Origin of the sequence: uncultured Paenalcaligenes sp. (assembly GCF_947630565.1) — a bacterium.
In the GTDB taxonomy this organism is placed as follows: domain Bacteria; phylum Pseudomonadota; class Gammaproteobacteria; order Burkholderiales; family Burkholderiaceae_B; genus Paenalcaligenes; species Paenalcaligenes faecalis.
On record NZ_CANRIC010000056.1, the window covers coordinates 1 to 11,985 of the forward strand.

Genomic DNA, 11,985 nt, shown 5'->3' on the forward strand with positions numbered 1-11,985 from the left:
TCACCCTGCCCGCCATACTTTAAAGCTCTACGCATTGCGTGGGGCTTTTTTGTTTTATTGTGGTTTATACGACTTGCATAGATATAGCTAGACTCTTATATTTAGATAGACAGTAGTTATTCATACCTGTTGTCACCCGTGCAACGTAGGCGGGTCTCTTAAGGAGTCCGTTATGCATATCCAAACCTTCCAATGGGCCATTGACCTAAATGCCGATGGGCATATATCACTCTGGGAAATATGGGAAACGCTACGCTGGGTTTTCCGTATTCCTGGCAGCTTAGCTGTTGAGTTTTTAGGGCAGTTTCCTGCCATTGCTCAGACACTACATATTCAAGCCTCTGCCGATGTAGGTTATGGCAGTCTTGATGGTCTACTAAGCAAGGTCATTTCGGCATTATTTTGGGTCCCATTATTAATGGGGGTATTATCTCTAGGTAATAAATCTTCATCTCGTCCAAATCACTTAGACGAAAACACAAATACACAGCCCCTCTTATTACCTATGCCCAAAGACTACCCAGTCTTACGTAAACATCACTAACAAATTAGCCCGCCAATAATGGCGGGCTTTGTTTTATATTGATCTTATGAACGTTATCTCTAAACGCATAACAGCCGTTTGCTTTTTAACGATGATGAGCGCTCTTTCCTGTGCGGAGACTCTTCATATCGAAAATAAAACCGGCTCACCTACCGTTATTTTACGTACAAAACCGCACACCCCAACAGCACCACAGCCTCGTCAAGAATACGATGCAGGCTCAATGATTATTGCACCAACGATTCAATTGGATAATTATGGGGGAAAGGTAATTCATGGTCAGAGTCAAACGGTGCGGCCTCCTCACCCTCCTCATCACCGGCCTCCACATGTGAGACCACCCCAACAACCTAATGCGCCTCAGCGCCCGTCAGTACCTCATCACCCTCGTTAACCGTCTAAAAGCAAAAAGCACGGCAAAACCAAATTGGTCTTGACCGCGCTTTTTGCCTGTTTTTCTTGTTAGGTGTTTGGCACTAAACGTTCTTTACCGCCCATATAAGGACGTAGAACCTCTGGAACCACAACGCTCCCATCTGCTTGTTGATAGTTTTCTAATACCGCTACTAAAGCACGTCCTACAGCTAAACCGGAGCCATTCAATGTATGAACAAACTCTGGACGGCCTTTTTCAGGGCGAAATCTTGCCTGTAAACGACGAGCCTGAAACGCCTCGCAGTTTGAAACAGAGGAGATTTCTCGCCACGTATTTTGCGCAGGCAGCCAAACCTCTAAGTCATAGGTTTTAGCAGCAGAAAAGCCCATATCACCCGTACACAGAGAGACTACTCGATACGGTAAACCTAGGCTTTGTAGAATGGTTTTAGCGTGCTCCACCATTTCGTCCAATGCTTCGTAGGATTTTTCAGGGTGAACAATCTGTACCATTTCCACTTTATCAAACTGATGTTGACGAATAATGCCTCGCGTATCGCGACCACCACTACCGGCTTCTGAACGGAAACAAGGACTATGTGCTGTTAGGCGTAAAGGTAAGTCTGTGGTGTTTAAAATTTCATCACGCACAGAGCCGGTTAAGGTGATTTCTGATGTGGAAATTAGATATAAATCCTCGGCAGGCCCTTCGTCCTCGTCTGTATGGTTCTGCCCACCTTTAGTCACCCAAAACATATCATCTTTAAACTTTGGTAACTGACCGGTTCCAAATAAGGTAGAGCTATTTGCTATGTAAGGGGTATAGCATTCGGTATAACCGTGCTTTTCGGTTTGTACATCCAACATGAACTGAGCCAAAGCACGATGCAATTTAGCAATGGGGCCTTTGAGCATCATAAAACGTGAGCCTGCAATTTTTCGAGCAGACTCAAAATCCAAACCTATGCCCTCACCAAGCGCCACATGATCTTTAACCTCAAACTCAAAGGGTGTGGGAACGGCATCGGGGTCATCTGTACCTGGAACCCAACGATATACCTCTACGTTTTGTTCCTCGGAATCGCCGACGGGAACAGACGCATGCGGCGTATTGGGAATACCGCTGAGCCAATCATGCATTTCATGTTGAATAGCAGATAACTGCTTTTCTAGCTCATTGAGCTGCTGTGGGATATCCTTAGACTCAGCCATCTCTTTGGAGGCGTCTTCCCCTTTGGATTTAAGCTGCCCAATCAACTTAGACACCGTATTGCGACGAGCCTGCAAGTTTTCAGTTTCTACCTGAACGGCTTTACGTTTGGCTTCTAACTGATTAAAGCGCTCAGTATCAAACTGCACGCCACGTGTGGCTAATGCAGCCACCACGTCGTCTAGGTTTTTACGCAATAGATTAATGTCTAACATAACAATAGGCTCTAGGAATAATAAGAATAGATAGATTGTAGCGAATTCGTGTCTAGTATTTAAGACATCATGATCGATTGCTACGTTTCGCTTTTTTGGCTTGCTGATCTAGCTCTGCTAAAAACTGCAGCTTAGCAGAGATTTTTTGTTCCAAACCACGGTCCGTGGGAATATAAAAACGTGGGTTTAACCCATCTGGAAAGTAGGTCTCACCAGCGGCATAGCCATGTGCCTCATCATGGGCATATCGATACGTTTTACCATGCCCTAATTCTTTCATGAGTTTTGTAGGTGCATTACGTAAATGAACGGGCACAGGGGCACTTCCATTTTCTGCCGCGTAACGTCGAGCCTGTTTATAAGCCATATAGCCTGCATTACTTTTAGCCGCTATAGACATATAAATAACAGCCTGAGCTAAAGCTAGCTCGCCCTCTGGCGAGCCTAAGCGCTCGTAAGTTGCTGCCGCATCATTAACGATTTGCATGGCTCTGGGGTCTGCCAACCCAATGTCTTCCCACGCCATACGCACAATGCGACGAGACAAATAGCTAGCATCGGCGCCTCCGTCGAGCATACGGCTGAACCAGTATAAAGCCGCATCGGGATCTGAGCCCCTGACTGACTTATGTAAAGCACTGATTTGATCATAAAAAGCATCACCGCCTTTATCAAATCGACGTAGATTCTGAGATAAAGACTGTTCTAGGTAATCATTATCAACCGTTTCTATGCCCGCAGCATGCGCCGACTCGGCCACAACCTCGACGGCGTTAATCACTCGTCTTGCGTCACCATCAGCCCACGTCGCTAACTCTGCTTTTGCCTCAGGGGTAAAATGCAAATCAATCTGTAGGTCAGAAATAAAAACCTGTATGGCCTTATCTACTAGCAGCAACAGCTCATCAACTGTGAGCGATTTAAGCACATAGACCCGTGCTCTGGAAAGCAAAGCGGAGTTAACCTCAAAGGAAGGGTTCTCTGTGGTTGCACCAATAAAAGTAAACAAACCACTTTCTACATAGGGCAAAAATGCGTCCTGTTGAGCCTTATTGAATCGATGAACCTCGTCCACAAATAAAATAGTTCGTCGCCCTTGGCCCTGCGCAATCTGCGCCTTAACGACCGCATCACGGATATCTTTTACGCCACCTAATACCGCCGAAATAGCAATAAACTGCGCATCAAAACCTTGAGCCATCATGCGGGCTAATGTCGTTTTCCCGACCCCAGGAGGCCCCCAAAAAATCATGGAATGAGGACGTCCGGATTCGAAAGCAACCCGTAACGGCTTACCTGTAGCAACTAAATCCGTTTGCCCCACAACCTCGTCCAATGAGCGAGGCCGCATACGCTCAGCTAAAGGCGCATAAGGCACACTGTCCGCATTAAATAAATCTTGCTCCATGATAATAAGTCTACGGTAGTGTTACCACGTCTACATCTGCAGGCGGCGTAAAACTAAAATCGTTTTTCTTAAAAGAAATATCCGTTTTAATCGCAGAGAGTTCGATTAATGTCTGCTGCCCAAAAGCATCTAACAACACCAACCGTACTGGGTTACCCGATTTAAATCCTATGTCTACATAATCAAAGCCCGCATCACTGCCCTTAGGAGAAGCTCGTAACCAGTTAAGGCCATCCTCATCGGGCCTAGGCTCTAGGTCAAAGCTTTGATCTAAATTTCCTGATCCGAATAAAATTGCTGCAGGTGACGTCCCTATGGCCTGATCCACGCCACGTTGAGTTAGCTGATTCAAATCTGGGTCATATTGATAGAGCTGTTTACCATCCGATAGCACTAACTGCTCGTATGGTTTTAACACCTGCCATTTAAATTTACCGGGACGCTCAAAGGCAAACTCGCCCGTTTGGGCTGGACGCTGTCCACCCTGAGCATCAATGGTGTGTTGGCTAAACTGGCCCGATGCACTGTGTACCCGCTGTACAAAATCACGTAATTGTTGAGTTGCTGTCTGTGCATAAATGGTTCCAGCACCCGTAAATAAAACCAGCCCTACGCTCAGAGTTTTCCACCATTTCATCATTATTTCCTTGTGCTGATTTAGTCCTTGTTGATAGGAACAAGAATTTCTCGATTTCCATTTGGACCCATCGCCGATACAATTCCGGCTTTTTCCATCTCTTCGATTAGACGGGCTGCTCGGTTATAGCCTACACGTAATTGGCGCTGCACGCCGGAAATAGAGGCCCGTTTAGTCTCCATCACTACGGCAACGGCTTGATCATATAACGGGTCCGACTCACTATCGACAAAGCCCGTCACTGCATTCACTCCGTCACCCGTTTCGCCAGGGGCTCCGCCTTCGAGAATGCCATCAATGTAATCCGGTTCGCCTTGCTCTTTTAAGTAGTTCACTACGCGGTGCACCTCATCATCATCCACAAAAGCACCATGTACCCGCACAGGCACAGAAGTCCCCGGTGGCAAATACAGCATATCACCCTGACCTAATAAGGTTTCTGCCCCCATTTGATCAAGAATGGTACGAGAGTCAACCTTAGAGGAGACTTGGAAAGAAATACGCGTCGGGATATTCGCCTTAATTAAACCTGTAATCACATCGACACTGGGTCGCTGTGTAGCCAAAACCAAGTGAATCCCAGCCGCTCGTGCTTTTTGGGCTAAGCGAGCAATAAGTTCCTCAATTTTTTTACCCGCCACCATCATTAAATCAGCGAGCTCATCAATCACAACAACAATAAAAGGTAAGTTATCTAAGGGCTCAGGCGCATCAGGTGTTAAAGAGAATGGATTCGGAATGTTCTCCCCACGCTCTTTGGCCTCTTTAATTTTTGTATTAAACCCCGCTAAATTACGCACCCCCATTTTGCTCATGAGTTTATAGCGACGCTCCATCTCATTAACACACCAAGTCAAGGCATTCGCCGCCTCACGCATATCAGTCACTACAGGTGCTAATAGATGAGGAATATCCTCGTACACACTCATTTCAAGCATTTTAGGGTCAATCAAAATTAACCGAGCTTGTTCTGGAGTTGCCTTATAGAGAATGGATAAAATCATGGCATTAATCCCCACTGATTTACCCGAACCTGTCGTACCTGCCACCAATAAATGAGGCATACGAGCTAAGTCTGCTACCACAGCATGACCCGCTATATCTTTACCCAAGGCAACGGTTAAAAGCGACTTACTGTCGACAAAATTAGTGGAGCCAACGATCTCTTCAAGACGAACCATTTGACGCTTAGGATTAGGTAACTCTAACCCCATGAGGTTTTTACCTGGGATGGTTTCTACTACCCGAATATCGACCAAACTCAATGAGCGCGCCAAGTCTTTAGAGAGGTTTACAATCTGACTCCCTTTTACTCCTGTCGCGGGTTCTATTTCATAACGCGTGATCACAGGGCCGGATTGCGCCTCCATCACCGTCACATTCACACCAAAGTCACCCAGTTTTTTCTCAATTAATCGAGACGTAAACTCTAGCGTATCAGCAGAGATAGGTTCACCCAACTCCTCGGCGGGTTCTAATAAGTCCAAGGGAGGTAAACCAACCTGTTGATGTGCTTTTGTTGCCTTTGCAATAGCAACCTGTGTTTGTGTTTGAATCGCATGTTGCGAATACGGCGCGACCTCTGTCTCTAGAGCCTCAGAAACTGTCTCCAAGGCTTCGGTGTGAACGGGTGCAACAAATGCCGTGTGCGCTGCAGGAGCCGACTCGAACTCTGGGTCAGGATCATCAAAAATAGGATGTTTATACGACCGAGTCGTTGCCTGTTCAGCCAAGGTTGCAGCTTGTGTGCCGGCTAATGACCCCAAAGACGGCTCTTTACGCTGAGCTGGCTCGGCAGCCAAACCCAATACCGGCTCTGTTCGCTGTTGTTCTTGTTGTCGCTGTATTTGTTTAGTCGCTACGCTTTCCTCGCGTTCAGCAATACTTGCCTGCCCCGCCCGACGGTCTTCTCTGTGAGTTTTAAAATCTGCTAAACGTAAATATAAATGCTCTAGCCACCCACCTATTTTCTCGGTCACATTCAACCAGGAAAAAGAAAAAAACCAACTCGCCCCTACACAAATTGCCACCAGCAGCATAATAACCGCACCAGCCGACCCTAAGTAAGTCCGCAACAATGTGCTTAAGAGCTGACCAATTTGCCCACCGGCTCCGGCAGGTAAGTGGTCTCCGTATCTGATCTGCATGGCCTCAAAGCCCATGACTCCAACAAAAAACAAACCAAACCCAATGCCTAATTCCCACGGTACGCGGGGTAATGGTTCTTGTATCTTAACGGTAGGCATTACAATTAGGGTCATGCGCTTAAAGCCGACGATAAGATGACGCACTAATAGCACCACCCATAGCCACGCACTATAGCCAAAAAGGTAAAGTAATATATCCGCCACATAGGCGCCTATTTTGCCACCCTGATTATGGATGGTCCCCGCTTCAAGGGAATAAGACCACGCTGGGTCGGAACTATTCCACGTATAAAGCACCAAAGTTAACCAGGCAGCGAGAACCAAAAAAACGAGCCAGCGGGCTTCGCTTAAAATGGTTGATAGTCGTTGCTGCCAAACTGAGGGGCCGTTACGGACGTTTTTTGCGGATCGATTCGAGGTTGCAGGTATTCTAGCCATGACTCATTATAATTGGCTGGTCATTGATTTTTGGGAAATAACAATATGTCTACTGTTAAACACGCTAAAGTTTTAATCCTTGGTTCAGGCCCAGCTGGTTACACCGCAGCTATTTATGCCGCACGTGCCAATTTAAACCCTGTAGTTATTACAGGAATGGAACAAGGCGGTCAATTAATGACCACCACTGATGTAGAAAACTGGCCCGCTGACGCAAATGGCGTGACCGGCCCAGATTTAATGGCTCGCTTTCAGGCGCATGCTGAACGCTTTGAGACCGAACTCATCTTTGATCAAATTGTATCGGTAGACCTAGCACAGCGTCCATATACTTTACAAGGTGACGGCGGCAAAACATACACCTGCGATACACTGATTATATGCACAGGAGCTTCTGCCATGTACCTTGGCTTGCCATCTGAGCAAGAATTTATGGGCCGAGGTGTTTCAGGTTGTGCTACTTGTGATGGTTTTTTCTATAAAAACCAAGACGTTATCGTCGTGGGTGGTGGTAATACTGCCGTAGAAGAAGCATTGTACCTGTCCAACATTTGTAAAACCGTAACATTAGTTCACCGACGCGATACCTTCCGCTCAGAGCCGATCTTAACTGACAAGCTCATGGATCGCGTAGAAAACGGCAATATCAAGTTGAAATTATTCTGCGAACTAGAAGAAGTACTAGGGGACGCCTCTGGTGTTACGGGTGCTCGATTACGCAATAACCAAGACAATACCACCGAAGACCTCGATGTTATGGGTGTATTTATTGCTATTGGTCACCATCCCAATACTGAACTATTTCAAGGTCAGTTAGACATGAAAGACGGTTATATTATTACCCGCAGTGGTCTAGAAGGCATGGCTACAATGACTTCTGTAGAGGGGGTTTTTGCCGCTGGCGACGTACAGGATACGATTTACCGTCAGGCAATTACCAGCGCAGGCACAGGTTGTATGGCCGCCCTAGACGCACAACGTTGGCTAGAGAGTGAAGGCAAATAAATCACAACAGGTCTTTAATGAACTCAAAACCTTAAAGACCTTAAAAAAGCAGCTCAAAACACAGCAGAAGACGTCTTCTGCTGTGCGACCAGTCGAACCCAAAGAAAGCTTCACTACCCTTTTTTCCTCTCAGGGGAAAAAAACCACCCCAATTGCCCCTGCGGATAGTGATTTATTTTTACAAGCTGTGCGTGATGTACAACCATTAAAGTCGAGCCAACGTCATCACGAGCAAAAAAAACGCAAACAACATGCCGCCCAGCAAGCAGAGCTATTTAAACGCCGTCAACAACATGCTATAGGTCAAAGCCGTTTGCCCTCATTAAATGGTATCTCTGACCTTTACTCTACGGACTATGATGAGCAGCCTCGCCCTAGCTATTTAAATCCGATGTGTGGTACGGATGTATTACGTCACCTACAAAAAGGGCGATGGGCTATTGTCAGTAGCATTGACTTACATGGTGCGACCTTAGATCAAGCTCGTATTCGTTTAGACTATTTTTTACAGCATAGCTTAGCCGAGGGCTTTAAATGTGTACGTATTGTTCACGGCAAAGGCTATGGATCTAAAGACTCTGGCCCTGTGTTACCTGCTACGGTACGCCGTTGGCTTAGCCAGCTAGACTTTGTGTTGGCTTACACCGACTGCGCTCCTCGTGAGGGTGGCGAGGGTGCGGTCAAAGTCTTACTGCGTGCATCGCCCCATTTTTCTATTTAACCTATAATTACTATGCTATGAGCTGGCTCTATCTAACCATTGCGATCATCGCAGAAATCATTGCGACTTCGGCCCTCAAGGGAGCCGAGGGATTTACTAAACTCTGGCCCTCTATTATTACAATAGTGGGATATATGATCGCTTTTTACTGCTTATCGTTATCGTTGCGCCATATCCCTGTAGGCATTGCCTACGCCGTCTGGTCTGGTGTTGGTATCGTCGCCATTTCGATTATTGGTCTACTGGTATTTAAACAAAGCCTAGACACAGCAGCTTTTATTGGTATTGCGTTAATTGTAGCGGGCGTCTTTGTTTTAAATGTCTTTTCAAAAAGTGGCTCTTTATAGGTAGACAGAATACACAAAAGCCAACCTAATAAATTAGATTGGCTTTTGTGGGTTTTATTGTAATTTTGATTACTGCTGTTGCCTTTATGGCGCGCCCTATTAGTTGGGCTGTTGTCGTCTCCTCACCTGCATGTATGTATTATGCGATAGTTACTGTTTTTTGACACTTAGGGTATGCACTTAGAGGTTTATATAAAGTCAAACTCATCCGCTAAGGCACGTATTTTCGCTTCACCCTCTACTACATTTTGTTTCAATTCTGTAGGTTCAACAGAAAACTTACATTGCAATTGAATTCCTAAAGCCTCTAATACAGCCAATATCAAGGCTAACTCGGCTCTGGGTTTGCCTTTTTCTATATCAATAATCCACTGTCGACTCACGCTAATGCGCTCGGCTAATTGTGCCTGACTTAATCCTATTTCACGTCTACGACTACGCACCAATACCGCAAAATCCGCTGTAGTAATCAGTTGATGCATCATTTTCCCCTTAATGTAATCGTTCGCATACAGTGTATACCAAACCGGATCAGGCTAAACACTTACCTATGAAGTGACCCCAAAAAGTTGGACATATTAAAAATCCGAATTTTGGGGGTCACTTCACTGCTAAAAATGGGGGGATTACCAACCCACCTCGGCGTTAGATTTAGGCCATCAAATAGAGGTCTTTGAGCTAATTCGCAATCTTGCCCAGCAGGGTAAAACGGTGGCCATGGTTGTACATGATTTAATGAATGCAGCCCGTTATGCAACGCATCTGATTGCTATGCATAGTGGTCAAATTATTGCCCAAGGTAGCCCGCAAGACATTCTTACTCCCGCACTGGTATATAAACTATATCAAGTCCATTGCGATGTGATTCTTGACCCCGTCAATGGTGCTCCGCTGTTAGTCAATATCCGGCGCTAAAAGGACCACGATGCAGCACCGAGCCTAAGCCTAGGCATTGGGGTGCGTATTTACAGGGTGTTAGCTTGGGGTTTACCAAACAAATAACCTTGAAAAGCATCGCACCCGCTGGCTCGCAGGAACTCTGCCTGCTCCACGGTTTCCACACCTTCGGCTACGGTTTTGATGTTGAGAATATGGGCTAGAGCGAGGATGGTTTGTGTAATCGCTGCGCTTTTGGGATCGGTGGTGACGGGTGTGACAAAAGATCTATCGATTTTCAGCGTATCCAGAGGCAGGCTTTTTAAATAACTTAAAGAGGAATAACCCGTGCCGAAGTCATCTAAGGCAAAACGAATGCCAAGCAACTTCAAGCGATTTATGCGCTCTATAAGCTGTTTGGTATTGCGGTGGAAGGTGTTTTCGGTAAGCTCCATAAACAGCTGACTAGGGGGCGCTCCGATCGCTTCCAAAGCGGTTTCCACGCTGCTCACGAACCTATCGTTCGCGAATTGTACAGCACTGATATTGACGGCCAGAGTCAGGTGCTGGGTCTCTGGGTCTTGGGCCCATAATGCCAGTTTTTTTAGTGCCGTTTTAAGCACCCATCTACCCACCACCATGATTAAACCAGACTGCTCCAGCAGAGGAATAAAGTCGGCGGGTGAGATCATTCCCAGTTCAGGATGTTGCCAACGTATTAAGGCTTCATAACCTTGGATGGTGCCTGTGGAGCTGACGATTGGCTGATAGAATAGTTTGAATTCGTCGCGAAGGATAGCACGGCGCAGATCGGCCATACGCTGCGCCTGAGCCTCGACTTCAACCAGCATGGCGGGCTTGAACAGGCAGACTTGATCACGCCCAAGGGATTTTGCCTGATACATCGCAATATCTGCTTGCTTGAGGGCTTCATAGATGGGCGTTTTTGCATTAAACGGGGTGACCCCTATACTGACGGATGAGCTTACATGTCGGCCAGCAAGGAAAAAACCCGTAGCCAAAGCACTGCGTATCTTATCGGCAACTTTCATCATTTGTTGGCCCGCTACCTCTGGGTCGGTGTCCAGATTTTCCAGCAAGATGATGAACTCATCCCCACCGAAACGAGCGACGGTATCCGTGCCCCGTACATTTTGCGTCAAGCGGTCCGCTATGAGACGTAATAACTCATCACCGATGTTATGGCCAAAGAAATCATTGGTTTCTTTAAAGTTATCCAGGTCGAGCATCAGCATGGCACACTCGCCTCCTCCTTTGGATTGAGTGAGGGCGGCCTGCTCTAGGCGTTCTTTCAACAAGCGACGATTCGGCAGATTGGTCAGCGGGTCATAGAAGGCCATTTGCTTGGCTTCTTTTTCCGAGCGCTTACGCTGGGTGATGTCGGCGCGGATAGCAACATATTGGAGTGGGCTTTTTTGGTCGCCTATAACAGGATAAATAGTGGTCGCCACCCAGTAAAGCTCACCGTCCTTAGCCCGGTTGCAAATTTCACCCTTCCAGACTTCTCCAGAGGAGATGGTCTGCCAGAGCTTTTCAAAGAACTCTTTGGGGTGATAACCAGAATTGATGATCCGATGCGTCTGGCCTAGTAGCTCTTCTCTTGAGTACTTAGAGATTTGGCAGAATTTTTCATTAATCTGAATGATATTGCCTTGACTGTCGGTCACGGCCACAATGGCATGCTCATTCAGAGCCGCTTTCAGATCTTGGAGTTCTTTCTGTGTTTCTTTCAGCTTTTTTAACATAACCAGAATACAATTTTATAGGGTTGAACGACTACTGCCCACAGAATGACCTCATCTTCTATAGCTGGGATAGTAACTACTAGAAAAACTATTTTATTATAATTTAAGGGAATAAACTATTAATATAAATAGTGTAATCCCCCCTTTTTAGCCAGTATGAACTGACCCCATAAAGTTGGACGGTTAGTTTTTATAAGGAGGACTGATTTCTGTATTGCGCAGGACTCAGCCCCTTTAGTTTTGTACTTACTCTTTCATGATTATAGTAGTAAATATACTCATGAATCCGTTTCTCT

At 46.2% G+C, this 11,985-nt stretch carries 13 protein-coding genes; 6 read left to right on the forward strand and 7 right to left on the reverse strand.

Features of this window, described 5'->3' with window-relative positions:
• The first annotated feature begins 172 nt into the window (after positions 1–172).
• Positions 173–544 carry a hypothetical protein gene (locus tag Q0Z62_RS09545; RefSeq protein ID WP_298053856.1) on the forward strand — a complete coding sequence of 124 codons (372 nt, stop codon included), beginning with the start codon at positions 173–175 and terminating at the stop codon, positions 542–544.
• A gap of 46 nt (positions 545–590) precedes the next feature.
• On the forward strand, positions 591–938 hold the full coding sequence (locus tag Q0Z62_RS09550; protein WP_298053859.1) for a hypothetical protein: 348 nt from the start codon (positions 591–593) through the stop codon (positions 936–938).
• A gap of 68 nt (positions 939–1,006) precedes the next feature.
• Here the strand turns inward: Q0Z62_RS09550 and serS are convergent, their stop codons facing one another.
• From serS to Q0Z62_RS09570, 4 genes are all read right to left on the reverse strand, one after another.
• Positions 1,007–2,344, reverse strand: a complete 1,338-nt coding sequence (gene serS, locus Q0Z62_RS09555; RefSeq protein ID WP_269901462.1) for a serine--tRNA ligase — start codon at positions 2,342–2,344, stop codon at positions 1,007–1,009.
• A 67-nt stretch (positions 2,345–2,411) separates the two neighbouring features.
• Complete coding sequence (locus tag Q0Z62_RS09560; RefSeq protein ID WP_298053863.1) at positions 2,412–3,752, reverse strand: replication-associated recombination protein A; 1,341 nt, start codon at positions 3,750–3,752, stop codon at positions 2,412–2,414.
• A 10-nt stretch (positions 3,753–3,762) separates the two neighbouring features.
• Positions 3,763–4,392: an outer membrane lipoprotein chaperone LolA gene (lolA, locus tag Q0Z62_RS09565; RefSeq protein WP_367180586.1), complete on the reverse strand. Its 630-nt coding sequence runs from the start codon at positions 4,390–4,392 to the stop codon at positions 3,763–3,765.
• A 17-nt stretch (positions 4,393–4,409) separates the two neighbouring features.
• Positions 4,410–6,974, reverse strand: a complete 2,565-nt coding sequence (locus tag Q0Z62_RS09570) for a DNA translocase FtsK (RefSeq protein ID WP_298053865.1) — start codon at positions 6,972–6,974, stop codon at positions 4,410–4,412.
• A gap of 45 nt (positions 6,975–7,019) precedes the next feature.
• Between Q0Z62_RS09570 and trxB the strand changes: the two genes are divergently transcribed.
• Genes trxB through Q0Z62_RS09585 form a run of 3 tightly spaced genes read left to right on the forward strand, consistent with a single transcriptional unit; the run spans position 7,020 to position 9,047 of the window.
• Entirely contained in the window at positions 7,020–7,979 is a 960-nt protein-coding gene (gene trxB, locus Q0Z62_RS09575) for a thioredoxin-disulfide reductase (RefSeq protein ID WP_269901459.1), read from the forward strand.
• The gene (locus tag Q0Z62_RS09580) at positions 7,966–8,700 is read left to right on the forward strand and encodes a Smr/MutS family protein (RefSeq protein WP_298053869.1); all 735 of its coding nucleotides are present in this window, start codon (positions 7,966–7,968) and stop codon (positions 8,698–8,700) included. The genes trxB and Q0Z62_RS09580 overlap by 14 nt, the downstream gene beginning before the upstream one ends.
• Positions 8,701–8,717: 17 nt before the next feature.
• Complete coding sequence (locus Q0Z62_RS09585; RefSeq protein ID WP_298053872.1) at positions 8,718–9,047, forward strand: multidrug efflux SMR transporter; 330 nt, start codon at positions 8,718–8,720, stop codon at positions 9,045–9,047.
• 188 nt (positions 9,048–9,235) lie between these two features.
• On the opposite strand, the gene Q0Z62_RS09590 is transcribed toward Q0Z62_RS09585, so the two are convergent.
• Positions 9,236–9,532 (reverse strand): type II toxin-antitoxin system Y4mF family antitoxin, encoded by a 297-nt coding sequence (locus Q0Z62_RS09590; protein WP_269901456.1) that lies wholly within the window; start codon positions 9,530–9,532, stop codon positions 9,236–9,238.
• 226 nt (positions 9,533–9,758) lie between these two features.
• On the opposite strand from Q0Z62_RS09590, the gene Q0Z62_RS09595 reads away from it, so the two are divergent.
• Entirely contained in the window at positions 9,759–9,962 is a 204-nt protein-coding gene (locus Q0Z62_RS09595; protein WP_269901455.1) for a hypothetical protein, read from the forward strand.
• Between the two features lie 50 nt (positions 9,963–10,012).
• On the opposite strand, the gene Q0Z62_RS09600 is transcribed toward Q0Z62_RS09595, so the two are convergent.
• Positions 10,013–11,689: a bifunctional diguanylate cyclase/phosphodiesterase gene (locus tag Q0Z62_RS09600; RefSeq protein ID WP_298053875.1), complete on the reverse strand. Its 1,677-nt coding sequence runs from the start codon at positions 11,687–11,689 to the stop codon at positions 10,013–10,015.
• A gap of 190 nt (positions 11,690–11,879) precedes the next feature.
• The coding region (locus tag Q0Z62_RS09605; RefSeq protein WP_298053885.1) for an IS3 family transposase at positions 11,880–11,985 on the reverse strand (106 nt) is incomplete at its 5' end.

Coding starts and splice junctions, on each gene's coding strand:
- Q0Z62_RS09590 (WP_269901456.1), bottom strand. CDS start 9,532: ATGATGCATCAACTGATTACTACAGCGGATTTTGCGGTATTGGTGCGT.
- Q0Z62_RS09570 (WP_298053865.1), bottom strand. CDS start 6,974: ATGGCTAGAATACCTGCAACCTCGAATCGATCCGCAAAAAACGTCCGT.
- lolA (WP_367180586.1), bottom strand. CDS start 4,392: ATGATGAAATGGTGGAAAACTCTGAGCGTAGGGCTGGTTTTATTTACG.
- Q0Z62_RS09560 (WP_298053863.1), bottom strand. CDS start 3,752: ATGGAGCAAGATTTATTTAATGCGGACAGTGTGCCTTATGCGCCTTTA.
- trxB (WP_269901459.1), top strand. CDS start 7,020: ATGTCTACTGTTAAACACGCTAAAGTTTTAATCCTTGGTTCAGGCCCA.
- Q0Z62_RS09585 (WP_298053872.1), top strand. CDS start 8,718: ATGAGCTGGCTCTATCTAACCATTGCGATCATCGCAGAAATCATTGCG.
- serS (WP_269901462.1), bottom strand. CDS start 2,344: ATGTTAGACATTAATCTATTGCGTAAAAACCTAGACGACGTGGTGGCT.
- Q0Z62_RS09545 (WP_298053856.1), top strand. CDS start 173: ATGCATATCCAAACCTTCCAATGGGCCATTGACCTAAATGCCGATGGG.
- Q0Z62_RS09550 (WP_298053859.1), top strand. CDS start 591: ATGAACGTTATCTCTAAACGCATAACAGCCGTTTGCTTTTTAACGATG.
- Q0Z62_RS09600 (WP_298053875.1), bottom strand. CDS start 11,689: ATGTTAAAAAAGCTGAAAGAAACACAGAAAGAACTCCAAGATCTGAAA.